This window comes from Nonomuraea sp. CX421, from assembly GCF_059358955.1.
On sequence record NZ_JCADBK010000008.1, the window covers coordinates 250,400 to 275,798 of the forward strand.

20 protein-coding genes and 2 pseudogenes are annotated in these 25,399 nt (G+C 72.1%); 15 read left to right on the forward strand and 7 right to left on the reverse strand.

What is annotated here, in order from left to right:
- Positions 1-117: 117 nt before the first annotated feature.
- From AC5L3X_RS17760 to narI, 5 genes are read left to right on the forward strand one after another with little or no spacing between them, the layout of a single operon-like run.
- A complete protein-coding gene (locus tag AC5L3X_RS17760; protein WP_189127576.1) occupies positions 118-1,302 on the forward strand; it encodes an MFS transporter in 1,185 nt (394 codons plus the stop codon).
- 28 nt (positions 1,303-1,330) lie between these two features.
- Positions 1,331-4,978, forward strand: a complete 3,648-nt coding sequence (locus tag AC5L3X_RS17765) for a nitrate reductase subunit alpha (protein ID WP_494858087.1) — start codon at positions 1,331-1,333, stop codon at positions 4,976-4,978.
- Positions 4,978-6,630 carry a nitrate reductase subunit beta gene (gene narH, locus AC5L3X_RS17770; RefSeq protein ID WP_494858088.1) on the forward strand — a complete coding sequence of 551 codons (1,653 nt, stop codon included), beginning with the start codon at positions 4,978-4,980 and terminating at the stop codon, positions 6,628-6,630. The genes AC5L3X_RS17765 and narH overlap by 1 nt, the downstream gene beginning before the upstream one ends.
- Positions 6,627-7,235, forward strand: coding sequence for a nitrate reductase molybdenum cofactor assembly chaperone (gene narJ, locus AC5L3X_RS17775; protein ID WP_494858089.1), 609 nt, complete (start codon positions 6,627-6,629; stop codon positions 7,233-7,235). The genes narH and narJ overlap by 4 nt, the downstream gene beginning before the upstream one ends.
- Positions 7,232-7,960 carry a respiratory nitrate reductase subunit gamma gene (gene narI, locus AC5L3X_RS17780; RefSeq protein WP_494858090.1) on the forward strand — a complete coding sequence of 243 codons (729 nt, stop codon included), beginning with the start codon at positions 7,232-7,234 and terminating at the stop codon, positions 7,958-7,960. Before narJ ends, narI begins: the two co-directional genes overlap by 4 nt.
- A gap of 41 nt (positions 7,961-8,001) precedes the next feature.
- Here narI and AC5L3X_RS17785 read toward each other — a convergent pair whose 3' ends face one another.
- Together AC5L3X_RS17785 and AC5L3X_RS17790 are read right to left on the reverse strand one after the other, a co-directional pair.
- Positions 8,002-9,621, reverse strand: a complete 1,620-nt coding sequence (locus tag AC5L3X_RS17785; RefSeq protein ID WP_494858209.1) for a SulP family inorganic anion transporter — start codon at positions 9,619-9,621, stop codon at positions 8,002-8,004.
- Between the two features lie 68 nt (positions 9,622-9,689).
- Positions 9,690-10,031, reverse strand: coding sequence for an ArsR/SmtB family transcription factor (locus tag AC5L3X_RS17790; protein WP_494858091.1), 342 nt, complete (start codon positions 10,029-10,031; stop codon positions 9,690-9,692).
- Between the two features lie 173 nt (positions 10,032-10,204).
- Here AC5L3X_RS17790 and AC5L3X_RS17795 point away from each other — a divergent pair, with 173 nt between their 5' ends.
- The 4 genes from AC5L3X_RS17795 (at position 10,205) to AC5L3X_RS17810 (ending at position 14,735) form a co-directional block, all read left to right on the forward strand.
- The gene (locus AC5L3X_RS17795) at positions 10,205-11,071 is read left to right on the forward strand and encodes a universal stress protein (protein ID WP_494858092.1); all 867 of its coding nucleotides are present in this window, start codon (positions 10,205-10,207) and stop codon (positions 11,069-11,071) included.
- On the forward strand, positions 11,068-11,538 hold the full coding sequence (locus tag AC5L3X_RS17800) for a CBS domain-containing protein (protein WP_494858094.1): 471 nt from the start codon (positions 11,068-11,070) through the stop codon (positions 11,536-11,538). Before AC5L3X_RS17795 ends, AC5L3X_RS17800 begins: the two co-directional genes overlap by 4 nt.
- 23 nt (positions 11,539-11,561) lie before the next feature.
- Positions 11,562-12,077, forward strand: coding sequence for a flavodoxin family protein (locus AC5L3X_RS17805; protein WP_494858095.1), 516 nt, complete (start codon positions 11,562-11,564; stop codon positions 12,075-12,077).
- Positions 12,078-12,278: 201 nt separating this feature from the next.
- The gene (locus AC5L3X_RS17810; RefSeq protein WP_494858097.1) at positions 12,279-14,735 is read left to right on the forward strand and encodes a cation-translocating P-type ATPase; all 2,457 of its coding nucleotides are present in this window, start codon (positions 12,279-12,281) and stop codon (positions 14,733-14,735) included.
- A gap of 16 nt (positions 14,736-14,751) precedes the next feature.
- Here AC5L3X_RS17810 and AC5L3X_RS17815 read toward each other — a convergent pair whose 3' ends face one another.
- On the reverse strand, positions 14,752-17,754 hold the full coding sequence (locus AC5L3X_RS17815) for a pyridoxamine 5'-phosphate oxidase family protein (protein ID WP_494858099.1): 3,003 nt from the start codon (positions 17,752-17,754) through the stop codon (positions 14,752-14,754).
- A gap of 128 nt (positions 17,755-17,882) precedes the next feature.
- On the opposite strand from AC5L3X_RS17815, the gene AC5L3X_RS17820 reads away from it, so the two are divergent.
- From AC5L3X_RS17820 to AC5L3X_RS17840, 5 genes and pseudogenes are all read left to right on the forward strand, one after another.
- Entirely contained in the window at positions 17,883-18,734 is an 852-nt protein-coding gene (locus AC5L3X_RS17820; protein ID WP_494858100.1) for a universal stress protein, read from the forward strand.
- Between the two features lie 100 nt (positions 18,735-18,834).
- Positions 18,835-20,523 carry a sensor histidine kinase gene (locus AC5L3X_RS17825; RefSeq protein WP_494858102.1) on the forward strand — a complete coding sequence of 563 codons (1,689 nt, stop codon included), beginning with the start codon at positions 18,835-18,837 and terminating at the stop codon, positions 20,521-20,523.
- Between the two features lie 39 nt (positions 20,524-20,562).
- Positions 20,563-21,093 (forward strand): annotated as a pseudogene (locus AC5L3X_RS17830) (transposase family protein); the annotation flags it as partial.
- A gap of 308 nt (positions 21,094-21,401) precedes the next feature.
- Positions 21,402-21,767: a peptidase inhibitor family I36 protein gene (locus AC5L3X_RS17835; protein WP_494858104.1), complete on the forward strand. Its 366-nt coding sequence runs from the start codon at positions 21,402-21,404 to the stop codon at positions 21,765-21,767.
- Positions 21,768-21,821: 54 nt separating this feature from the next.
- Positions 21,822-22,758: pseudogene (locus tag AC5L3X_RS17840) on the forward strand (IS5 family transposase).
- 56 nt (positions 22,759-22,814) lie between these two features.
- Here AC5L3X_RS17840 and AC5L3X_RS17845 read toward each other — a convergent pair.
- A complete protein-coding gene (locus tag AC5L3X_RS17845; RefSeq protein WP_494858106.1) occupies positions 22,815-23,087 on the reverse strand; it encodes a hypothetical protein in 273 nt (90 codons plus the stop codon).
- Between the two features lie 153 nt (positions 23,088-23,240).
- Between AC5L3X_RS17845 and AC5L3X_RS17850 the strand changes: the two genes are divergently transcribed.
- Positions 23,241-23,411, forward strand: a complete 171-nt coding sequence (locus AC5L3X_RS17850) for a hypothetical protein (RefSeq protein WP_494858108.1) — start codon at positions 23,241-23,243, stop codon at positions 23,409-23,411.
- A 113-nt stretch (positions 23,412-23,524) separates the two neighbouring features.
- Here AC5L3X_RS17850 and AC5L3X_RS17855 read toward each other — a convergent pair whose 3' ends face one another.
- The 3 genes from AC5L3X_RS17855 to AC5L3X_RS17865 form a co-directional block, all read right to left on the reverse strand.
- Entirely contained in the window at positions 23,525-23,956 is a 432-nt protein-coding gene (locus tag AC5L3X_RS17855; protein WP_494858110.1) for a pyridoxamine 5'-phosphate oxidase family protein, read from the reverse strand.
- Positions 23,957-24,008: 52 nt separating this feature from the next.
- The gene (locus tag AC5L3X_RS17860; RefSeq protein ID WP_189127593.1) at positions 24,009-24,650 is read right to left on the reverse strand and encodes a response regulator; all 642 of its coding nucleotides are present in this window, start codon (positions 24,648-24,650) and stop codon (positions 24,009-24,011) included.
- A gap of 110 nt (positions 24,651-24,760) precedes the next feature.
- Positions 24,761-25,360, reverse strand: coding sequence for a hypothetical protein (locus AC5L3X_RS17865; protein ID WP_494858112.1), 600 nt, complete (start codon positions 25,358-25,360; stop codon positions 24,761-24,763).
- Positions 25,361-25,399 lie beyond the last annotated feature (39 nt).

Here is a 25,399-nt window from a genome sequence, read left to right on the forward strand (position 1 = left end):
GCTCCGAGGGAACGGTTTAGGGCCCAGAAAGAGGGGACCAAAGACCCTTAAAGGATCACCCTGATCCCCACAAAGCTGGCAGGGCCCACGTACGGCACGAAGGGATAGGACCTGACGATGGCTGCCGTTCCCCTGACCCGCGAGCAGACCCGTGGCCGGACCACGGCACTCGCCCTGGCGACCGCGGCTTTCGCGGTGAACTTCTGGGCCTGGGCGCTGCTGAGCCCCCTGGGCCCGGTCTACAAGGAACTGCTGGGGTTGAGCGCGTTCGCCGTCTCCCTCCTGGTCGCGGTCCCGGTGATCGTCGGCTCGCTCGGCCGGATGGTGCTCGGCGCGCTGACCGACAGGTACGGCGGACGGCTGGTGTTCGGCGTCTGCAGCCTGATCGGCGTGCTGCCCGTGCTCTTCCTGGCCTTCGCCGAGAGCTACCCGGCGCTGCTGGCCGGCGGCCTGCTGCTGGGCATCACCGGCGCGACCTTCGCCATCGGCGTGCCGTACGTCAACGGCTGGTTCCCGCCGGAGCGGCGCGGCCTGGCGCTGGGCATCTTCGGGATGGGCAACATCGGCACGGCCGTCTCCGGGTTCGCCACCCCGTGGCTGGCCACCGAGTTCGGCCGGCCCGCCCCCTTCTTCGCGGTCGCGGTGGCCCTGGTGGCCGTTGGGCTGGCCTTCCTCACGATGGGCCGCAATGCCCCCGGCACGCAGGCGGCCACGGAGCCGTTCCTGACCAGGTTCACCGCCGCCGCCCGGCTGCGCGTCACCCGCGAACTGGCCGCGATGTACGCGCTGACCTTCGGCGGTTTCGTCGCGTTCGGCGTCTATCTGCCGTTGTATCTGGGCGCCGTCTACGACCTGACCGTCGCCGACGCGGCGGCCCGGACCGCCGGATTCGTGGTGCTGGCCACCCTGGCCCGCCCGGCCGGCGGCTGGCTGGCCGACCGGGTGGGCGGGCCGCTGGTGCTGAGCTGGGTGCTCGCCGCGGTCTTCGGCTGCGCGATCGTCGTCTCGTTCGCCCCGGGCATGCTCCTGGCCACGGTCGGCTTCCTGGCCATGGCCGCCGCGCTCGGCCTCGGCAACGGCGCGGTCTTCGCCATCCTGGGCCGGTCCGTGCCCGGCACGATGGTGGGCAGCGCCACCGGCGTGGTGGGAGCCGCCGGCGGCCTGGGCGGGTTCCTGCCGCCCATCGTGATGGGGCTCATCTTCCAGGCCACCGGCTCCTACTCCATCGGCCTGATGCTGCTGGCGGCCATGGCGCTCGGCGCCTTCGTTTACTGCTGGTTCGTCCTGCGCGCACGCGACTGAACCACCGATCGAGAAAGAAGGACCCTACATGTCGGGTATGGATGGACCTGTCAGTGACGCACTGCTCCAACTGGGCAGGCACCTGCGTCCCGGCCGGGTCTCGGACGACCTGCGCACCCTGCACCAGATCGGCGGCCGGCAGGGCGACGCCTTCTACCGCGACCGGTGGAGCCACGACAAGGTGGTGCGCTCCACCCACGGCGTCAACTGCACCGGCTCCTGCTCCTGGAAGGTGTACGTCAAGGACGGCGTGATCACCTGGGAGGCGCAGCAGACCGACTATCCCAGCGTGGGCGGTGACCGGCCGGAGTACGAGCCGCGCGGCTGCCCGCGAGGGGCCGCCTTCTCCTGGTACACCTACTCGCCCACCCGGGTGCGTTTCCCCTACGCGCGCGGCGTGCTGGTGGAGATGTACCGGGAGGCCAAGGCCAGGCTGCGTGACCCGGTCGCGGCTTGGGCGGAGATCACCTCCGACCCGGTCAGGCGGCGGCGCTACCAGTCGGCCCGAGGCAAGGGCGGGCTGGTCCGGATCACCTGGGACGAGGCGACCGAGATCATCGCGGCGGCGCACGTGCACACCATCAAGGAGTACGGGCCCGACCGGGTGGCGGGCTTCTCGCCGATCCCGGCCATGTCGATGGCCTCGCACGCCGCCGGCTCCCGCTTCGTCTCGCTGATCGGCGGGGCGATGCTGTCGTTCTACGACTGGTACGCCGACCTGCCGGTGGCCTCCCCGCAGGTGTTCGGCGACCAGACCGACGTCCCGGAGTCGGCCGACTGGTGGGACGCGTCCTACCTCATGCTGTGGGGCTCGAACGTGCCGGTCACCCGCACCCCCGACGCGCACTTCATGGCCGAGGCCCGCTACCGGGGCCAGAAGGTCGTGGTGCTCTCGCCCGACTACAGCGACGCGGCCAAGTTCGCCGACGAGTGGCTGGCCCCGCGTCCGGGCACCGACGGCGCGCTGGCCATGGCGATGGGCCAGGTGATCCTCAAGGAGTTCTTCACCGACCGCCCGACGCCCTACTTCACCGACTACGTCAAGCGTCACACCGACCTGCCGTTCCTGGTGCGGCTGCGCGAGCACGAGGGCGGCTCGTACCTGCCGGACAAGTTCCTCACCGCGGCCGACCTGGGGCAGGAGGGCAAGGAGGAGGCGTTCAAGACGGTCGTGCTGGACTCACGGACCGGCGAGGCGGCGGTGCCCAACGGCTCGCTCGGCTTCCGCTTCGCCGAGCAGGGGCAGGGCCGCTGGAACCTCGACCTGGGCGACCTCGACCCGGCCCTGACCGTCTACGGCGGCGAGGCCGTCACGGTCGCGCTGCCCCGCTTCGACACCGGCGACGACGGCGGCGTGCTGGAGCGCGGCGTCCCGGTCCGGCGGATCGGCGGCCATCTGGTCACCACCGTGTACGACCTGATGCTCGCCCAGTACGGCGTGGCCCGCGAGGGCCTGCCCGGCAGGTGGCCGGCCGGCTACGACGACGCGGACGAGCCGTACACCCCGGCCTGGCAGGAGCGCGTCACCTCGGTCCCGGCGGCCCAGGCGATCCGCATCGCGCGCGAGTGGGCCCGCAACGCCGAGGAGTCCAACGGCCGCTCCATGATCATCATGGGGGCGGGGACCAACCACTGGTTCCACTCCGACACGATCTACCGCTCCTTCCTGGCGCTGACCACGCTGACCGGCTGCCAGGGCGTCAACGGCGGCGGCTGGGCCCACTACGTCGGCCAGGAGAAGTGCCGGCCGGTCACCGGCTGGGCGCAGCTGGCCGGCGGCCTCGACTGGTCGCGCCCGCCCCGGCAGATGATCGGCACCGCCTACTGGTACCTGCACACCGACCAGTGGCGCTACGACACCTACTCCGCCGACGTCGTCTCCTCCCCGCTCGGCGGCGGCGCGTTCGCCGGCAAGGCCACCGCGGACCTGCTGTCGCAGTCGGCGCGGATGGGCTGGATGCCGTCCTACCCCACGTTCGACCGCAACCCGCTCGACCTGGCCGACGAGGCCGCCGCCGCGGGGCGCGAGGCCGGGCCGTACATCACCGAGCAGGTCGCCTCCGGCGGCCTCGGCTGGGCCTGCGAGGATCCCGACGCGCCCGCCAACTGGCCGCGCGTGCTGACCGTGTGGCGGGCCAACCTGCTGGGCTCGTCGGCCAAGGGCAACGAGTACTTCCTGCGCCACCTGCTGGGCACCGACTCGTCGGTGCGGGCCGAGGAGGCGGGGCCGGAGCAGCGGCCCGAGAGCCTCGCCTGGCCGGAGGAGGCGCCGAGGGGCAAGCTCGACCTGCTGCTGTCGCTGGACTTCCGGATGACCTCCACCACGCTGTTCTCCGACATCGTGCTGCCCGCCGCCACCTGGTACGAGAAGCACGACCTGTCGTCCACCGACATGCACCCGTTCGTGCACGCCTTCTCCCCGGCCATCGACCCGCCCTGGCAGACCCGCACCGACTTCGCCGCGTTCCACGCCATCGCCGCGTCCTTCAGCGCGCTGGCCGAGACGCACCTCGGCACCCGCACGGACGTCGTGGCCGTGCCGCTGCTGCACGACACGCCCGACGAGCTGGCCACCCCGCACGGGCGGGTGCGCGACTGGCGGACCACGGGCACGCGGCCGACCCCCGGCGTCGACTTCCCCAAGCTCGTCACCGTCGAACGCGACTACGGCGCCGTCGCGGCGAAGATGGCCTCGCTCGGGCCGCTGACCGAACGGCTCGGCGCCACCACCAAGGGCCTCACCTTCGACTTGGCCGCCGAGGTCGAACGGCTGGGCCGGACCAACGGCACGACGGCGGACGGGCGGCCGTCGCTGGCCACCGACATCGCGATGTGCGAGGCCATCCTGGCCCTGTCGGGCACGACCAACGGCCGGCTGGCCGCCCAGGGCTTCGCCACGCTGGGCCGCCGTACCGGGACGTCCTTCGACGGCCTGGCCGATGAGCACCGGCGCATCACGTTCGCCGACACCCAGGCGCGGCCGGTGCCGGTGATCACCTCGCCCGAGTGGTCGGGCAGCGAGACGGGCGGGCGGCGCTACTCGGCGTTCACCACCAACGTCGAGCATCGCAAACCCTGGCACACCCTCACCGGCCGCCAGCACTTCTACCTCGACCACGACTGGATGCAGGAGGCGGGTGAGGCGCTGCCGGTCTACCGGCCGCCGTTGAACATGACCGCGATGTTCGGCGAGCCGGGCGTCGGCGAGTCGGGGGCGGACGGGATCACGGTGCGCTACCTCACCCCGCACTCCAAGTGGTCCATCCACTCTGAATACCAGGACAACCTGCTCATGCTCACCCTGTCACGCGGCGGGCCGACCATCTGGATGAGCCCGGCGGACGCGGCCAAGGCGGGCATCGACGACAACGACTGGATCGAGGCGGTCAACCGCAACGGGGTCGTCGTCGCCCGCGCCGTCGTCTCGCACCGCATGCCCGAGGGCACCGTGTACATGTACCACGCGCAGGAACGCGTGGTGGACGTGCCCAAGACCGAGGCGTCCGGGCGGCGCGGCGGCATCCACAACTCGCTCACCCGCCTGCTGGTCAAACCCACCCACCTGATCGGCGGCTACGCCCAGCTGTCGTTCGCCTTCAACTACCTCGGGCCCACGGGAAACCAGCGCGACGAGGTCACCGTCATCCGGCGCCGTTCCCAGGAGGTCGACTACTGATGAGAGTCATGGGCCAGCTGGCCATGGTGATGAACCTGGACAAGTGCATCGGCTGCCACACCTGCTCGGTCACCTGCAAGCAGGCCTGGACCAACCGGGCCGGCACCGAGTACGTCTGGTTCAACAACGTCGAGACCCGTCCCGGGCAGGGCTATCCCCGCACCTACCAGGACCAGAAGAAGTGGAAGGGCGGCTGGGAGCTGAACGGGCGCGGCCGGCTGAAGCTGCGTGCCGGAGGCCGGCTGCACAAGCTCCTCACCATCTTCGCCAACCCGCTCATGCCGTCCATCGGCGACTACTACGAGCCGTGGACCTACGACTACGACCGGCTCTTCTCCGCCCCCGCCACCGAGGACACGCCGGTCGCCCGGCCCAGATCGCTCATCAGCGGCCTGCCGACGAAGATCACCTGGAGTGCCAACTGGGACGACAACCTGGCCGGCGCCCCGCAGCTGGCCTCCGCCGACCCGGTGCTGCGCAAGCTGTCGGACCAGGTGAAGCTGGAGTTCGAGCAGGCGTTCATGTTCTACCTGCCGCGCATCTGCGAGCACTGCCTCAACCCGTCATGCGTGGCCTCCTGTCCGTCCGGCGCGATGTACAAGCGCGCGGAGGACGGCATCGTGCTGGTCGACCAGGACCGCTGCCGGGGCTGGCGGATGTGCGTGACCGGCTGCCCGTACAAGAAGGTGTACTTCAACCACCGCACCGGTAAGGCCGAGAAGTGCACCTTCTGCTATCCCCGGGTCGAGGTGGGCATCCCGACCGTCTGCTCCGAGACGTGCGTGGGCCGGCTGCGCTACATCGGCCTCATCCTCTACGACGCCGACCGCGTCATGGACGCGGCCTCGGTGCCCGACGAGAAGGACCTGTACGAGGCGCAGAAGAGCGTGCTGCTGGACCCGGACGACCCCGAGGTGATCGCGGGCGCGCGCGCCTCCGGCATCCCCGAGGACTGGCTGGACGCGGCGCGCCGCTCGCCCATCCACAAACTGATCTTCGAGTACGGCGTCGCGCTCCCGCTGCATCCCGAATACCGCACGATGCCGATGGTCTGGTACATCCCGCCCCTGTCGCCGATGGTCGACGCGCTGGCCGGCACCGGCCACGACGGCGAGGACGCGGGCAACCTGTTCGGCGCGATCGACTCCCTGCGCATCCCGGTCGAGTACCTGGCCGAGCTGTTCACGGCCGGCGACCCCGAGCCGGTGCGGGCCTCGCTCCGCCGCCTGGCCGCCATGCGCTCCTACATGCGCCGCCTCAACCTCGGCCAGAGCCCCGACGAGAGCATCGCCGCGTCGGCCGGCCTGACCGGCGAGCAGGTCGAGGGCATGCACCGGCTGCTCGCCCTGGCTCCCTACGCCGAGCGTTACGTGATCCCCAAGGCGCACGCCGAGCAGGCCGGGGAGCTGGAGGAGTCGTTCGCCGGGTGCAGCCTCGACTACGAGGGCGGCCCCGGCATGGGCGGCCCGTTCGGCGAGGGGAGCGGCGTGCCCGCGCCGGTGGCGGTGGAGAACTTCCACGCGCTCAAGGACCGCCAGGGGAGCGGCGCCCTGGTCGATCCGGCCGACCGTTCCGGCCGCGTCAACCTGCTCAACTGGGACGGCAAGGGGATGCCCGACGGCCTGTTCCCCAAGCGCGAGGAGAAGTCATGAGCGACCGCGCGGTGCACCTGACGGCCTCGGTGCTGCTCGGCTACCCCGACGAGCGGCTGGCCGGGGCGGTGCCGCTGCTGGCCGAGACCGTGGCCGGGCTGCCTTCGGGCGAGCCGGCCAGGCGGCTGACCGCCTTCCTCGACCACCTGGCGGTCACCCCGGTGGCCGAGCTGGCCGAGCACTACGTGGCGACGTTCGATCTCAAGCGCCGCTGCTGCCTGTACCTCAGCTACTACGCCTACGGCGACACCCGCAAGCGCGGGATGGCGCTGCTGCGGTTCAAGCACGCCTTCCGGGAGGCCGGGTTCGAGCTCGCCGACGGCGAGCTGCCCGACCACCTGGCCGCCGTCTGCGAGCTGTCCGGCCGGGGCGCGACCGAGCAGGCGACCCGGCTGCTCCGCGAGCACCGGGCGGGCCTGGAGACGCTGCTGGCCGCCCTGCGGGACGAACGCTCGCCCTACCAGGACGTGGTCGCCGCCGTCCTGGCCACCCTGCCGCCGCCGACCGCGCGCGAGCGCGCCGCCGTGGCCCGGCTGGCGGCCGAGGGGCCGCCGGTCGAAGAGGTCGGCCTGCAACCCTTCACGATCCCCGGAGACTCCCGATGAACGCGCTGGACCTGCTCCTGTGGGTGGCCGCCCCGTACGTGGCCCTCACCGTGTTCGTGCTCGGCCACGTGTGGCGCTACCGCTACGACAAGTTCGGCTGGACGACGCGCTCCTCCCAGATGTACGAGTCGCGGCTGCTGCGCGTCGGCAGCCCGTTGTTCCACTTCGGTCTCCTGGTGGTGATCCTCGGCCACGTCGGCGGCCTGGTGATCCCGAAGTCCTGGACGGAGGCGGTGGGCGTCACCGAGGAGGCCTACCATCTGGCGGCCGTCGCGCTCGGCACCGTGGCGGGCGTGTGCACGCTGGCCGGCCTCGCCATCCTCGTCTATCGCCGCCGCACCGTGGGCCCCGTCTTCACCGCCACCACCCGCAACGACAAGCTCATGTACGCCGTCCTGGTCCTGGTGATCGTGCTGGGCCTGGCCGCGACCGTCGCCGCCAACGTCATCGGCGGCGGCTACGACTACCGTTCCACCATCTCGCCCTGGTTCCGGTCGGTCTTCGCCTTCCAGCCGAAGGCGGAGCTCATGGCCGGGGCGCCGCCGCTCTTCCAGGCCCACGCGCTCAGCGCGCTCCTGCTCTTCGCGATCTGGCCGTTCACCCGGCTGGTGCACATGCTGACCGCGCCGATCGGCTACCTCACGCGCCCGTACATCGTCTACCGCTCCCGCGACGACCGGCCGGGCCGCCCGGCGCGAGGCTGGGAGCCGAGCAACCGGCCCTGAGCCCCGCCGCACTCCGCGCCCCCGCCGCCCACCCCGCGCGGTCAGGCCGGCGCGGGCGCGGCCGGCAGCAGCCCGGCCCGCCGCAGGTGCGCGCGGGCGTGCTCGATGGCCTCCGGGGTGCCGGGGTGCCTGCCGCCCGCCTGGTCCAGGGCGCCGACCGAGTCGAACACCGGCACCTGGCCGGGCCGCAGGCCGGAGACCAGCACGAGGATGCCCCGCCGGTGCAGCCGGTCGACGGCGTCCTTGAGCACGAGCGCCCCCGTGGCGTCCACGGTGGTCACGCGGGACATCCGCAGGATGACCACGCGCACGTCGGCGACCTCGGACAGCTCCAGCAGGAACCGGTGGGCGGCGGCGAAGAACAGCGGGCCGTCGATCCGGTAGGCGACGATGTGCTCGGCGAGCAGGGCGTGCTCCTCGTCGCCGTGCTCGCCGGGCAGGTCGGGCTTGAAGTCGACCTGGTCCAGCCGGGCCTGACGGGCCACGGCCCGCAGCGCCAGCGCCCCGGCGATGACGAGGCCGATGATGACCGCGTAGACCAGGTCGAGGACCACCGTGGCCACGGCGGTCAGCACCAGCACGAGAGCGTCTGAGCGGGTGGCTCGGACGATCGCGCGCAGCGAGCCGACCTCGACCATCCGGATCGCGGTGGCCAGCAGGACCCCCGCCAGCGCGGCCAGCGGGATGTGCGAGACCAGCGGCGCGGCGGTGTAGACGATGGCGGCCAGCACGGCGGCGTGGGTCAGCGAGGCCAGCCGGGAGGAGGCGCCGCTGCGGACGTTGACGGCGGTGCGGGCGATGGCCGCGGTCGCCGGGACGCCGCCGAACAGCGGCGCGGCGATGTTGGCCAGGCCCTGCCCGAACAGCTCGCGGTCGGGGTCGTGCCGCTCGCCCACGGTCATGCCGTCGGCCACCGACGCCGACAGCAGCGACTCCAGCGCGGCCAGCGCCGCCACCGCGATGGCGGGCGTCAGCAGCGAGCCGATCGCGGACAGGTCCAGGAAGGCCAGCGAGGGGGCGGCCAGACCCGCCGGCAGGGCGCCGATCGGGGTCGCGTCCAGGTCGAGCAGCGTCGCCGCGACGGTCGCCGCGACCACGGCGACGATGGAGAACGGGACGGCCGGCCGCAGCCGGGCTCCGCCCAGCATGATCACGGCCACCCCGGCGGCCAGCGCGATCGCCGTCCAGTCGGGCGCCGCGGCGAAGTCCAGCACGGCCTGCCAGGCCACGGCCACCGCCTTGTCGCCCTCGGGTGGGGGCACGCCCAGAGCGGAGGGGACCTGCTGCAGGGCGATCACGCAGGCGATGCCCAGGGTGAAGCCCTCCACCACGGGCGCGGGGACATAACGCATGTATCGCCCGACCCGGGCCACAGCCAGGGCCAGCAGGATGACGCCGGCCATCAGGCCGACCGTCAGCACGCCCCCGGGACCGTACTGGGCGACGATCGGCACCAGCACCACGGTCATGGCCCCGGTGGGGCCGGAGACCTGCAGGTTGGAGCCGCCGAACACGGCGGCGACGGCGCCCGCGACGACCGCGGTGGCCAGCCCCGCCTCCGCGCCCAGCCCCGAGGAGACGCCGAAACCGAGCGCCAGCGGCAGCGCCACGATCGCGACCGTGAGCCCGGCCAGCAGGTCGCGGCGCGGGTGACGGCGCATCGCGGCCAGGTCGCTCCGGGCGGGCAGCAGCGAGCCGGCCGAGCCCCAGGCCCGGTGGAGCCACCGGCTCACGGGGTGCCGACCTCCGACGAGCGCAGCTCCTCGAGCAGGTCGTGCTGGTCGGTGAGCATGGCGGTCAGGATCCGGCGCGCGGCGCGCATCAGGTCGGCCACGTCGCCGCCGGCCAGCTGGTAGACCACGCTGGAGCCCTCGCGGGCCGACGTGACGATGCCCGAGCGCCGCAGCACCGCCAGATGCTGCGACAGGTTGGGCGGCTCGACGTCGATCGCCGCCAGCAGGTCGCGCACCGGCACCGGGCCGTCCTGCAGCAGCTCCAGCACGCGGATGCGGACCGGGTGCCCCAGCATCCGGAAGAACTCGGCTTTCGCCTGGTACAGGGGGACCGGCACGCCGTCTCCGCCTTTCCGTGAGAGCCCGTCGCGGCCGGCCGGCCGGCTTCCCGCGAGCTGATGGCTCAACTATGTAGGCAATTGCGAATATTCGCAAATCCATAGGGACCAACGGCACCCGGATCGGGGACTTCGTCCTCCGGATTCCGGCCGCCCATTTCGGAAAGGTGGAGGTGGAAGGGCCCATCGTGGAGGAGAGCGTGATGGCCGGACGGATCGTGGTGGGGGTGGACGGCTCCGCGCCGGCGACGGCGGCGGTGGAGTGGGCCGCCGCCGACGCGCGGCACCGGGCGCTGGGACTGCGGATCGTGCACGTGTGCGAGCCCTGGCACGCCGACGGCGCGACCGAGCACTGCGCCCGCACCCTGGAGACGGCCGCCGCCCACGCCGGCGACCTGGCGCCGGACGTCGAGCTGAGCACCGAGTTGCTGCACGGGGGAGTGGCCGGCGCGCTCGTCGCCGAGTCCGCGACCGCCGACAGCGTGGTGCTCGGCAGCAGAGGACACGGCGGGTTCGCCGGAATGGTGCTCGGGTCGATCGGCATGGCCGTCGCCGGGCACGCCGCCGGACCGGTCGTGATCGTGCGCGGACCCGCCGTGGTGACGCATGGCCGGATCGTCGTCGGCTATGACGGCTCCGAGCCGTCCGTGGCGGCCATGGCGTACGCCATCGAGCAGGCCCGCAGCCGCGACGCGCAACTGCACGTCGTCTACGCCTGGCAGTTGCCGGTCTACTCGCCGTACGCCGTCGCCTTCAGCGACCTGCTGCAGGAGGCCTTCCAGCAGCAGGCCCAGGCGGCCCGCGAACGGCTGATCCCCTGGCGGGAGGCGAACCCCGACGTCCTGATCACCGACGAACAGCTCTGCGAACACCCCGTGTCCGCGCTCATCAAGGCCGCCGCGACCGCCGACCTCGTGGTGGTCGGCTCGCGCGGCCTGGGCGGGTTCGCCTCGGCGGTGCTCGGCTCGGTCAGCCACGGTGTGCTGCACCACGTGAGCCGCCCGGTCGCGGTGGTGCGGCCGCGAGAGGAGGCGTCATGAAGATCGAGGACCTGACCGCCCGGCACGTGATGAGCCGGGTCCTGGTGGCGATCAGGGCGGACGAGTCGCCGCTGATGGCCTGGGAGCTGATGCGCCGGTCCGATGTCCACCACCTGCCGGTCGTCGAGGGGAGACACGTCGTGGGCGTCCTCACCCGCGAGGACGTGGCCGTCACCTGGTCCGGCGGGCCGCAGGAGCAGTCCGACCGCCAGGTCGGCTCCCTGCTGGGGCGCGAGCCCCGGCCGCGCGTGGGGCCCGACACCCCGCTCACCCGCGTCGCGGCCGTCATGGTCGACAGCGGCTGCGACGCCGTGCCCGTGGTGTCCCGCGGTGGCCTCGTCGGGCTGGTCACGGCCCGCGACGTCCTGTCCGCCGTGGCCGGCCGCACCGATCTCCGGGAGGAGGGGCCGGGCGAGATCGTCACCGGGATGTTCCACCTGGAGCCCATCCTGCCCGGCCACGGCTGACCCGCCCCAGAAAGAGGTGTGTGATGTACGCGCTGATCGTCTACGAGTCCATGTACGGCAACACCGGGCAGATCGCGCAGGCCGTGGCGGAGGGACTCGCCAGGGCGATGAGGACCGAGGTCGTCGAGGTCGCCGCCGCGCCGGTGTCACCACCGGAGGAGGTCGCGCTGCTGGTGGTCGGCGGCCCCACCCACGCCTTCAGCATGAGCCGGGAGTCCACCCGCAGGTCCGCCGCCGAGCAGGCCCGGGAACCTCTGGTGTCGCAGGGGCCCGGCATCCGCGAATGGCTGGCCGCCCTGCGGGTGGCGCGCGGCACGCCCGTCGCCGCCTTCGACACCCGCGTCGCCAAGCCGCACCTGCCGGGCTCGGCCGCCCGCGCCGCCGCCAAACGGCTGCGCCGCCTCGGCCTGCGGCTCGTCGCCCCCGCCCAGAGCTTCTTCGTCACCGACTCCCGGGGCCCGCTGGCGGGCGGCGAGCTGGACCGCGCCCGCCGCTGGGGCGAAACCCTCGCCGGTCGCTTCGCCATCCCCACGAGCTGACACCCGCGCGGCAGCCCTCGCACGCCACAGGTGACGATCGGTGCGGTCCCGTCACACCCCGCAGGTGACGGTCGGCGCGGGCCTCCTGTCGCCCCCAGGGGACGATCGGCGCCATCGCCGATCGGAGTGGGACGAAGGTCACAGCGGACAACGGCCTTTCGGCTCCCGCGACGCGGGTGTCTTGGATGATCTGATGGGGCCATGGACGCGATCACGGATGCCCGGCGGGGGCTCGGCGACGACGAGGCGGCCCGCCTGCTGACCGAGCACGGGCCGAACCGGTTACCAGAGCCCCGGCAGCCGTCGATCCCGCTCAGAGCGGTCCGCCAGCTGGCCGATCCGCTGTCGATCCTGCTGCTGGTCGCCGGCCTGGTCACCCTGGTCGTGCTGGGCGAGGCGCCCGAGGGCGCGGCCATCATGGCGATCCTGGCGGTCAACGTGGTGATCGGCGTCACCCAGGAGGTCAAGGCCGAGCGGGCCGTCCGCGCCCTGCGGACGCTGTCGGCGCCGATGGCCAAGGTCCGCCGCGACGGCGTGGTCCGGCGGATCGCGGCCGCGGAGGTGGTGCCCGGCGACCTGATCGAGGTGGCGGCCGGAGACCGGGTGCCCGCCGACGCCCGCGTGCTGGAGGCGGTCTCGCTGGCCGTGAACGAGTCCATGCTGACGGGCGAGTCGAACTCGGCCGGCAAGCGGGCGGAGGGCACGACGCGGGGGCCCCTGGGAGACCGTGACGGGCAGCTGTTCTCCGGCAGCATGGTGGTGCGCGGCTCGGGCGTGGCGGTGGTGGAGAGCACCGGTGCCGGCACCGAGATGGGCCACATCGCCTCCGCTCTGCAGGGCAAGGTCAGGGGGCCGCTGGAGGTGGAGCTCGCCACCGTCTCCAAGCGCATCGGCCTGCTGGCCCTCGCCGCGGGCGTGGTGATGGTGGCGCTCGGGCTGGCCCGGGGCGGCATCGAGCCGCTCGACCTGGCGCTCGCCGGGGTGGCGCTGGCCATCGCGGCGGTGCCCGAGAGCATGGCGGCCGCCGTCACCACCGCCCTGGCGCTCGGCTCGCAGCGGATGGCCCGGCGCGGGGTCATCGTGCGGCGGTTGCCGGCCATCCAGGCGCTCGGCGCCACCACCGTGATCGCCTCGGACAAGACCGGCACCCTGACCACCGGGCGGCTGACCGTCGCCGACCACGTCGCGGTGCCGGGCGCGGACGTCTGGCGGGCCGCCGTACGCTGCAACGACGCCCACGACGGCGTGGGCGACGCGGTGGACGTGGCGCTGCTGGCCGCCGCCGCCCGCCACGGGACGACGCCCCACGACGGCGGGGCCAGGCTGTCGACCAGGCCCTTCGACGCCGACGTACGCTCGATGGCGGTCGTCACCGAGGGGCCGGTGCTGACCGTGAAGGGCGCGCCGGAGGTGGTACTGGCCCGGTGCGCCCCCGGCCCGGAGGTCGACCGGCTGGAGCGGGCCGTGCCCGAGCTGGCCGGCCGGGGGCTGCGCGTGCTGGCGCTGGCCGAGCGCGACACCGACGACCTCGACGCGACCGGGCTGCGGCCGGTCGCGCTGCTCGCGCTGAGCGACGAGATCCGCGAGTCGGCGCGGCAGGCCGTCGCCGACTGCCGGCGGGGCGGCATCCGGGTGATCATGGTGACCGGCGACCACGCCGGCACCGCCCGGGCCGTGGCCGAGCAGGTCGGCATCGAGCCCGACCCGGTGGTGACCGGGGCCGCGCTGGACGGCGAGGACCGCGAGGAGCGGCTGCGCGAGGCGAACGTGCTGGCCCGCGTCGATCCGGCGACCAAGCTGGACCTGGTCCGCGCGCTGCGCGCGGGCGGCGAGGTCGTCGCGATGACCGGCGACGGCGTCAACGACGCGCCCGCGCTGCGGCACGCCGACGTCGGCATCGCCATGGCCGGCGACGAGGGCACCGACGTGGCCAGGGAGGCCGCCGCCGTGGTGGTCACCAACGGCGAGCTGGGCACCATCGTCACCGGGGTGCGGCAGGGCCGCCGCCTGCACCACAACGTCGAATCCATGATCGGCTACCTGCTGGCCGGCAACCTGGCCGAGATCTTCCTCGTGCTCGTGGGCCTGTTCGCCTGGCCCGACCTGGTCATCCCGCTGCTGCCGGTGCAACTGCTCTGGATCAATCTGGTGCTCGACGGCATCCCGGCCATCGCCCTGGGCGTCGACCGGCCGGCCGGCGACCCGCTGACGGCCAGACCGCGCCGCGACGGGCTGCTGTCCGGCGCCGTGCTGGCCCGCATCGGGATCCGCTCGCTCATCGTCGGGCTGCTGGTCTTCGCCACGGTGGAGGTCGCCCGGCGGCTCGGCTGGGACGAGGCGCAGGTGCGCACCCAGGCCGTGCTCGCCCTCGTCTTCGCCCGGCTGACCCTGGCCTACGTCGCCCGGGCCCGGCGCTGGACCTTCGAGCGCGGCTGGTGGCACGGCCGGGCGGTGCTGCTCGCCGTCGTGGCCGCGGCCGCGCTGCAGGTGCTGGTGACGCTGGTGCCGGCCCTCGGCACGTTCCTCGCGCTCGCGCCGGTCCCGCCGCTGGGCTGGGCGATGGCCGTGGGCGCCGCGCTGCTCACGCCGGTGCTCTGTGACGCGGCGCGGGCCCTGCTCCGGCTCGGCGCGGGGCGTGCTCGCCGGGAGCGGGAGTGACCTCGCGCGCGGATCGTCAGAGCCCGTGGACGCGGCGGCCGGTGATCCGCTGCGGCACGATGCGGATGTACAGCTCGCGCTCACCGCCCGCCCAGGGGGTCACGCCGGAGCCGATCACCCGCTCGATCTCGTCGGGTGGCACATGGTGGGCCGGCCCCTGGATGAGCACGCTCCAGCCCTCGCGCCTGGCCTCGTCGATCCGGTCGACCTCGAAGCCGATCTTGATGTCCATGCCCTCCACGCCGGTGCGCAGGTCGCGGTCCATCGGGCCGCCGTGGGCCGTGCGGAAGACGATCGCGCCCTCGTGCAGCCGGTAGTTGACGGGCAGCACGGTGGGCCCGTACAGGCCGCTGAAGGCGACCCGGCCGACGCCGCCGGGCGCGACCAGGCGCAGGCACTCGTCACGGTCGAGGGTCTCAAGCATCGGATGGGCGGCCGCCGGGCCGCGTCCCGGCGGCCGGTCGAGGCCGCCGCCGAGCAGGCTCTCGACGGTCGTCTCCAGGGCGGCCGCGAGCCGCCCCAGCGCGCCCGTGGCGAGCGTCTCGGGGTTCTCCTCCAGGTACTTGACGTAGCCGGCGGCCATGCCGGTGCGCTCGGCGAGCTGCTCGCGGGTCAGCCCGAGGCGTTCGCGGTGGTAGATGATGCGGCGTCCGAGGTCGCCCGTCGCGGCCATGCTGGTCCCCCCTTGATCGCTCGTGAACGTACGGCTGGCGCCGCACCTGAGCATGTTGTCGTTGATCCACGCGCTCTCGCGGTCGGCGTCGATGAAGAACCGCGCGCCCCGGTAGCGGATCGTCAGCGACATCGTGCCCAGCCGGTCGGGCAGCACCGGGTTGAGACGCAGCCCGTCGCGGCGCAGCTCCATCCCCAGGTAGCAGCGCTGCAGCAGGTCGAGCGTGCCCGCCATGGCGCCGAGGTGGATGCCTTCGGCGGTGGTGCCGTGCTGGACGTCCTGGATGTCGCTGATCAAGGCCTCGTGGAAGAACCGCCAGGAGCCGGCCCGGTCCGATCGGGCGAGCACCCAGGCGTGCACCACGGCGCTCAGGGTCGAGCCGTGGCTGGTGCGCGCGAGGTAGTAGTGGATCGTGCGGTGGATGAGGCCGGGCTCGCACGGATAGCCGAGCCGCAGGAGCAGCGCCAGCAGCTCGTCGGCCGTCAGCAGGTAGAAGAGCATCAGCGTGTCGGCCTGCTTGGACGCCCGGTAGCGGTTGACGTCGTCGCCGGCGGCCTCCAGCGCCCGGTCGAGCCGCCGCACGCCGCGATAGCGCTCCCAGTCGAGCTCCTCCAGGCCGGCGTAGCCGGTGAACTGGCTGATCACGCCGTCGTGGAAGTCGACCCGCATCCGCCGGGTGATGTCGTGCCAGCGATCCGCCTCCTCGGCCGTGCCCTGGAATTCGGGGAACAGCTCCAGCGTGTCGGCGGCGCGCAGCAGCAGCCAGACGGTCATCACGTTGGTGTAGGCGTTGTTGTCCAGGCCGGGGGACTCGGCCCCGGGGTAGCCGTCGTGATACTCGTCGGGGCCCATGACGCCCCGGATCTCGTAGCGGCCCGACTCCGGGTCCGCCTCGGCCAGCGAGGCGAAGAACCTGGCGATGTCGATCAGCAGCTCCGCGCACCACGGCCGCATCGTGCCGGTCGCCAGGTAGTGCTGCCAGATGTTGTAGGCGATGGCCAGGCCGGCGTGCCGCTGCAGGTGGGAGTGGTCGGGCAGCCAGCGGCCGGACTCGGGGTTGAGATGCAGGGTCTGGGTCTGCTCAGTGCCGTCGCTCGCGCTCTGCCACGGGAACATCGCGCCGGCGAACCCCGCGGCGCGGGCCGCCGCCCTGGCCTCGGGCAGCCGCCGCCACCGGTAGCGCAGCAGGCCGAGGGAGATGTCGGGAAAGCGGAGGTTCAGCCATGGCATCACGAACAGCTCGTCCCAGAACACGTGCCCCCGGTACGCCTCGCCGTGCAGGCCCCGCGCGGGCACGCCCGCGTCGATGTCGGCCGTGTGCGGGGAGAGCGTCTGCAACAGGTGGAAGACGTGCAGGTGGACGATCTGTGAGGTCTCCGGCCCGTCGACGTCGAGCCGGGCGCGCTCCCACAGGCGGTCCCAGGCGGCCCGGTGCCGGGCCAGCAGCGTGTCGAAGCCCGGCGCCAGCCGCACGGCCCGCACCGCGGCGGAGCGGGCGTCGCTGATCGCGGGGTCGCGCGAGGTCACCAGGGCGACGACCTTGGACAGCGTCACCGGCTCGCCTTCGATCAGGTCGAGCCGGTACTCCGCGGTGATCCGGTCGGGTTCGCGGGTCGCCTCGCGGGCGGGGAAGGCGCAGTCGGTGCGGGCCGCGAAGGCGACGGTGATGCCGGAGGAGCGGGTGGTGGCGGTCAGCCAGGCCAGGTCGTCCTCGATGCCGGTGGCGTGGCCGGTCAGATGGTCGCCACGCAGCTCGCGGTAGCGGGCGACCCCCCGGTTGGCCACCCGGCCGTCGAGTACGGTCCGCACCCGCATCGGGCCCGACCAGTTCTCCGGGACGAACTCGGTCTCCAGCGCGGCCAGGCGCGGGTCGGCCATGGACACCAGGCGGCGCTGCCGCACCCGCGTGACGCGGCCCGCCGCGTCACGCCAGCGCAGCAGCCGCAGCAGCACCCCGTGACGCAGGTCCAGCTCGTGGCGGTAGTCGAGCAGGCCGTCCGTCGCCGGGTCGAACCAGTCGGAGCCGGGCGTGGCGAAGGCCACCGGCAGCCAGTCGGGCAGGTTGACCATGTCCTCGTTGGACACCACGCGCCCGGCGACCGTGGAGTCGAGGCGGTTGAAGCAGCCCGCCGCGTAGGTGCCGGGTGTCCGGCCGGCGCCGTCGGGCGTCGCCCCCCGGGTGGCGAACCGGCCGTTGCCCAGCGTGCACAGCGCCTCCCGGAGCCCTTCGGCCGCCGGGTCGAAGCCCTCGAAGTCCAGGGTCCACGGGTTCACCGGCGGCTCACCGGGACGGCTCGCGCGCTGCGGCGCGTACTCCGGGCGGGTCCAGGGATCGATGACGGCCATGCGCACGAGCTACCCCCAGGTCACCAGGGCAGACATGGCCCTTGGCCCTGCCCGGACGGGACCTACGGCCCTGCAGGCGACCCGGTGCGAAGAGGTCCCATAGAGGTGACGAAGGAGGAGGAGACATCATGATCATCGTGGGTGTGGACGGCTCGGTGGCCTCGCGGGCGGCGGTGGAGTGGGCGGCGAACGACGCGTTCCGCGCGCACCAGCCGTTGCGGATCGTGCACGCGGTGGACCACTCGCCCTATCAGATCGCCAGGTTCCCCAGCGACGACTGGCCGGACGCGCTCGTGCGCACCGGGCACCGGTTCCTGGCCGAGGCGGTCGCGCTGGCCCACGAGCGCCAGCCGGACGTCGAGGTGACGACCGAGCTGGTCGAGGGTCCCGCCGCCGTGGTGCTGCGCGAGCAGTCCAAGGACGCCACGGAGGTCGTGGTCGGCAGCCGCGGGCTGGGCGGATTCGCCGGCGCGCTGCTGGGCTCGGTCAGCGTGAACGTCGCCGGGCACACGCGGTGCCCCGTCGTGGTCGTGCGCGGCGAGCGCCGTGAGACCTTCGGCGAGGTCACCGTGGGCGTCGACGACTCTCCCGAGTGCGAACCGGCCCTGGCCTACGCCTTCGAGCAGGCCAGGCTGCGGGGCGGCACGCTGCGGGTGGTGCACGCCTGGCAGCTGCCGGTGCACGCCTTCGCGCCCGACATCCCGTACGACATGGACGAGGTCCGTAGGGCACAGCACCAGCTCGTCACGGACCGGCTGGCGGCGTTCCGCGAGGAGTACCCGCAGGTGACGGTCGTCGAGGACGTGCGGTCCGCGCACCCCGTGAACGCGCTCGCCGACGCCTCGGACCGGTCCGACCTGGTCGTGGTGGGCTCACACGGCCGCGGCGTCATGGGTTCGGTGCTGCTCGGCTCGGTCAGCCGGGGCATCCTCCACCATGCCCGCTGCGCGGTCGCCGTCGTCCGCTCGGGCCCCGCGTAGCCGGCTCGCCCGCCCGGAGACCGGACGAAGATCCGGAACCGGGCGGGCGAACCGCCAACCTGGGTGGGCAAGTGGTCTCCGCTGATGCGAGACTGCTCGTATGACGGAAGGCGAGCGCAACCCGTTGATGCCCAACATGCGGCTGGACGAGTTGCTGGCTGAGCTCCAGGTCCGCCTGAACGCCGTGCTCGCCACGCGGGACCGGGTGCACGCGCTGCTCGAGGCCGTGGTCTTGGTGGGCAGCGACCTCGATCTGGAGACGGTGCTCGGCCGCATCGTGGAGACCGCCACCAAGCTGGTCGACGCCAGCTACGGCGCGCTCGGCGTGATCGGCCAGGAGCGCACTCTCATCCAGTTCATCCCGGTCGGGCTGACCGAGGAGGAGATCGCCAAGATCGAGCACTGGCCGCACGGTCTCGGCCTGCTCGGCCTGCTCATCAAGGACGCCCGGCCACTGCGCCTCGGCCGCATCGCCGACCATCCCGAGTCCTACGGCTTCCCGCCGGGGCACCCGCCCATGGGCACCTTCCTCGGCGTCCCGCTCCGGGTGCGCGACGAGGTGTTCGGCAACCTCTACCTGACCGAGAAACGCGGCGGCGGCGAGTTCGACGAGGAGGACGAGGCGATCGTCATCGCGCTGGCCACCGCCGCCGGCGTGGCCATCGAGAACGCCCGCCTGTTCGAGGAGTCACGACGGCGCGAGACCTGGCTGCACGCCTCCTCCGAGGTGACCACGAGCCTGCTGTCCGGCGCCGACCGGAGCGAGGTGCTCACCATGATGGCCGGGCGGGCCCGGCAGATGGCCGACGCCGACCTGGCCAAGGTCCTGCTGCCCGACCGGTCGGGTGAGTGGCTGACGGTGGAGTTCGCCGAGGGCGAGCACGCCGACGACGTGAGCGGCCTGGTCTTCCAGGTGGGCGCCACCGCCGTCGGGCAGGTGTTCAGCCGGGGTGAGGCGATGTCCGAGCGTGACCTGCCGGCCGCCGACTCCCCGCTGCGCGAGCTGGGCTTCGGCCCCGAGCTGCTGCTGCCGCTGGGCGCCGGGCATTCCGTGCGCGGCGTGCTGGCCCTGGCCAAGAGATCGGGCCGGCTCCCGTTCAGCCTGGCCGACATGCGGATGCTGGAGTCGTTCGCCGGCCAGGCCGCGATCGCGCTGGAGCTGGCCGACACCCGCAAGGACGCCGAACGCCTCGGCCTGCTCGAAGACCGCGACCGGATCGCCAAGGACCTGCACGACGTCGTCATCCAGCGGTTGTTCGCCATCGCGATGACGCTGATGAGCACGGTCCGGCTGGTCGAGCATCCCGAGGCCTCGGGGCGGCTGCAGCACGCGATCGACGAGCTCGACGAGACGATCCGGCAGATCCGCTCGACCATCTTCGCCCTGCAGGGCGCCCACCAGGCCAGCGGCCCCAGCCTGCGCGCCCAGGTCGTCGAGCTGGTCGAGGGCGCCCGCGGCCACCTCGGCTTCATGCCCGGCCTGCGGATGGAGGGGCAGCTCGACAACCGCGTCCCTGAGGCCATCGCCGAGCACCTGCTGGCGGTCCTGCGCGAGGCCCTGTCCAACGTGGTGCGTCACGCCAGGGCGTCCAAGTCCGAGGTGTCGGTCGAGGTGGCCGGCGAGATCCTCACCCTCATCGTCCGCGACGACGGCGTGGGACTGTCCGCCGACGGGCGCCGCAGCGGGCTGCGCAACCTGGAGGAACGCGCCACCGGGCTCGGCGGGTCCTTTGAGATCACCACTCCCGACACCGGCGGCACCACGCTCCGCTGGCAGGTGCCCATCTGATCACGCGGCCCCGCCCACGCGCGGAACTCCCCGGCGGAGGAACCGGCCGGGCATGTGCTGGACCGGCTGCTGGCCCAGGCCGTCCCGGGTCTGTGGGAGCGCCGCTCATGTGGCGAGGGCACCAAGGGGCGACGCGCCTACGACTGGGCGACGGTCGCGGCGGCACCCGCGGGGCAACTCCCCGCTGACGGCCACACGCATACCCTGCTGATCCGCCGCAGCGTCAGCGATCCCGCCGACGTCGAGTTCTTCCTGGCCCACGCCCCGGCCGGCACGCCCGTCACCGAACTCATCACCATCGCCGGGCTACGCTGGAAGATCAAGGAGAACAACGAGACCGGCAAGGACCTGCTCGGCCTGACCGAGAACCAGGTCCGCAAATGGGACGGCTGGCACCGCCACGTCACCACGGCCATGCTCGCCCTGGCCTTCCTCGCCGTCAGCCGCGCCCACCTGGACGGCCAGAGCGCCCCCGAGCCGGTCCCACCCGCCGCCGATCAGGGAAAGACCCGCATCACCAGGAGATTCTCAGCTGAATGCAGGCCGGCTGATCCGGCCATCGATGGCTGAGATCCGCCGTGTCTTCGCCCGCCTCATCGTGCCCGCCGCCAGCACCATCGAGCACGTCCTGGCCTGGTCCAGATTCCGGCAAACCCACCAAACCCGCGCCCTGATCAGCAACTACCGACGAGGCGACCCATTACCGCGCGATCTACGATGTATAGTGCCTGAAAGGCATAGACGGCAAAGTTCATTACGGTTGATTCTCGCACTAGTCCCCCACGGGACCCCTTATCGAAATCGGCGACCAATACACCTGTCGGAGTTCCGACCCGAGACCAGTCATGCCGTCAATCAAACAGAAGGGGAGCTACAAAATGAGGCGACTGACCAATTCGCTCGCGGTCGCAGCACTCGCTGCCGTCTTCTCTCTCACGGGCGCTTCCGCGGCCCAGGCCGGCACCCTCGCCTGGGACTGCCCCGCAGGCTACTCCTGCTACTACGACAACAAGGAAGGAGGAAACAGGATCTGGATCGCGCCCAGTGCGGGCTGCTTCGACCTCGGACGCATGAACCCGCCCCTCAACGACCGGATCTCCTCCGTCAACAACGGCGGCAACGGACAGGTTCATCTCTACAACTGGGAGGGCCATTGGGCGTATCTGGAGAACATCTCGCGCGGCGCCAAGTGGAACACGCGCTACCAGAACGTGGCGGACATGGTCTGCATCGATCAGCGTTGAGAGCTGTTTCTTAGATCTGCTGACTAATCGTGGTGATGTTGTCACGATTGGTTTATGGGCCGTGGTGATCTGACCAACGCGGAGTGGGAAACGACTCGAGCCGCTGCTGCCTGAGGGTGGCCGGCGGGGTGGGCGGTGGAATGACCATCGAAGGACGATCGACGGCGTGTTGTACCGAGCCCGTACCGGGCTGCCATGGCGTGACCTGCCCGAACGGTTCGGCTCCTGGATCACGGTTACAAACGGCACCGCCGCTGGTCGGCTGATGGCACCTGGCAGATGCTGCTGACCGCGATCCAGGCCGAGCAGGACGCCGAGGGCCGGGTGGAGTGGGACATCGCCGTGGACTCCACCACGGTCCGGGCGCACCAGCACGCCGTAGGCGCCCCCCGCACACCACCCCCGCCCGCGCAGGAGCGGCAAAAGAGGGACGCCGCCAGGACAAACCGGGGCGATCCGGTGCTGGCCGCGCTGGCCGCCCGGCTGGCGGAGGCGGTCAGACTGGGGAGTGCTTAGGCCGTTCCCGCGGCGGGTTCACCACCAAGATCCACCTGTCGGCGGACGGCCGCTACCGGGTGTTGTCGCTGGTGCTGACACCGGGCCAGTACGGCGACAGCCCGCAGTTCCGGCGAGTGCTGGAGGCCATCCGGATCCCCCGGCTAGGGCCGGGACGTCCCCGCACCCGGCCCGACAGTCTGGCCGCGGACAAGGCGTACTCCTCCCGTGCCAACCGTGTCTACCCGCACCGCCGCAAGATCCGCCGTACCATCCCCGAACCCCGCGATCAACGCGCCCACCGCCGCAGGCGCGGCTCGAGCGGCGGACGGCCCACCGGCTTCGACACCGAACGCTACAAAGCGCGCAACGTTGTCGAACGGGCAATCAACCGGCTGAAGAACTTCCGGGCCGTGGCCACGCGCTACGACAAACGCGCCTACATCTTCTCGGCACCGTCACCCTGGCCGCCCTGGTCATCTGGCTCCGCACCTGATCCAAGAAACAGCTCTTAGGTCGTCGACCTCCTGAGGTGGCGGCGTCGCAGCCGGATCAGCTTTCCGCGGAATGTCGCCGCAGTGCCTGCCTGACCTCGGCGAACAGGTCACTCGCGGTGTCGGTGACGACCACCCCGTACGCGGAGATCTCCTCGTACGCGGTGAACAGCACGGAATTGGAGGTGTAGAAGACCGGTGGGGGCCGCCGGCGACCCGAACGCATCTCGCGCAGCAGCTTCAGGCCCGCCCGTGGCTCCTCGGTGCCGTCCTCGACCCGGTGCATGTCGGAGATGACGAGGTCGAATCTCTGCGAGTCCAGGGCCTTCACCGCCTCGCGGAGACGCTGCGTCTCCAGAAGACGATCATGATGGAGGGCGGCTCCCTTCCCGGCGCGGGTGTACTGCTTCGCCCATGCGGGAGGCGACAACGACAGCGTGGCGCGGGTCGGCGCCGTCTCCCGGATGCTGCCAACGGATGGCCTGTGGCAGGGGGCCATGTACGCCTTCCAGGACCAGGGCCTGGCTCCGGATTCGGGGCCTCCCCGTTCCTGAGCCAGGCCCCGCTCACCACCACCTACCTCGCCTGGGCCGGCCTCTGGGTCGTCCTCGTACTAGGGCTCGCGGGGATGGCCTTCCAGCGCCGCGACCTGTGAGCTCAGCCCTGCCGACCACGATCACGTTGAGGGATCCGGCCAACCTCTCGGGTCATGACCGGTTGTGCGGTCATGAGGCGGGCTCTGGCTCCGGACACGACGTCACTCACCGGCTATCTGCACGCTTCGGCGGCGGGCACGCGGGTGATCATGCGGCCGGTCAGTTGCTCGGCCTCGACCACGATGTAGTGGTCGCGGCTGCCGGGCGCCCACGCGGCCAGCGGCAGCTCGGACAGCCGGCCGATCTCGGCCGGGTCCTGCACCGCCCGCGCCTTGCCCACCGCGGTCACCGACCAGCCGGTGCGCAGCTCGGTGTCGAACTCGTCCACCTCGAACGCCACCACCGCGTGCCGGGTGGCCGCCGCCAGTTTGGACCCGACGCCGGTGCGGATCACGATGGTCTCGCCGTCGAGGGCGAACGTGACCGGCTGCACCGCGGGCAGTGCCCGGTCGGTGAAGACGATCCGCCCGATCGGCGTGACTGACAGCAGGCGCAGGCACTCCTCACGATTGAGAACCCGCAGGCCAGACGAATCCAGTTGCATACGTCCAGCATCGCGGCTCGGCCGGTGGGCCACCCAGGGCCGAAGGTCCCGACTATTCGCGCCGATCTGCCCTCAGCCGCGCCGACAGGGCCGCCGCCTGGGTGCGCCGCTGCATGTTGAGCTTGGCCAGCAGATTGGACACGTAGTTCTTGACCGTCTTCTCCGCCAGGAACAGCCGCTCGCCGATCTGCCGGTTGGTCAGCCCCTCGCCGATCAGCTCGAGAATGTGCCGCTCCTGGTCGGACAGCGCCGCCAGAGGGTCCTGCCGGGCCGCCTGGTCGCGCAGCCGCTGCAACATGGCGGCCGTGGTCTGCGGATCGAGCAGCGACTGGCCCGAGGCGACCGTGCGCACCGCGCCCACCAGGTCGGAGCCGTGGATCTGCTTGAGCACGTAGCCCGAGGCACCCGCCATCACCGCGTCGAACAGCGCGTCGTCGTCGGCGAACGAGGTCAGCATCAGGCACGCCAGGCCCGGCAGCTTGGAGCGCACCTCCCGGCAGACGTCCACGCCGTTGCCGTCGGGCAACCGTACGTCGAGCACCGCCACGTCCGGCTTGAGCGCCGGAATGCGGGCGATCGCGGACTCGGCGGTGCCCGCCTCGCCGATCACCTCGATGTCGTCCTCGGACCCGAGCAGGGCGGCGACGCCCCGGCGGACCACCTCGTGATCGTCAAGCAGGAACACACGAATCATGACTCTGACCGTATCTCGGTTCGCGCCATGCTCGGAAGGGTCCCGTTGGTCCAACCCCAGCACAGGCGGGGTGCGGCGGGACCCCTCGGACCCGCCGCACCGTCTCGGGGTCAGACTCCGGCGGGGTCGTAGGGCGCCGGGGTCTGGTACCAGTGAATAACGTCGTAGAAGTTGCCGATGGTGCCGTTCTCGAGCTGTCCGGGGACCTCCAGCAGCCCGGTCGCCAGGGCGAAGCGCTGCTGCCGCGCCCCGATCACCACGAACTGGTAGGTGCCGGCCTCGGCCACCCGGTCCAGCTTGGCGAAGCGGATCAGCGTGGTGTGGCTGTGCTCCTCGTAGAAGGGCTCCCTGAGCGTCGGCGGGACGCTGATCAGCTTCCCGCTGGGCGTGGTGATCAGGATCTGCGGGAGGTGGTGGTTGGGGATCGTGTTCTCGGGGGCGAGGTCGGGCATGATCGCCTCGAAGTACAGTCGCTGCCCGGCCGTGAAGGTGAGCTTGAACGACCGTACGTCGAGCGGCTTGTTCATCCAGCCGTAGAAGGCGAAGGAGACGGCACCGTCGACGACCCGGGGCGCGTTGCCCGGGGTGTTGGCCTTGGTGAGGATCACCGTGTGATGAGCCCACGCCGGCAGGGCGACGATCATCGCCAGCAGTGTGGCGATCGTCACGGTGAGGATCCGAGACAGCTTGCGGGAGGGGGGACGTAGCATGGGCGGGCCTTCCTTCGCGAAGGTTCTGGCCGTGAGAGG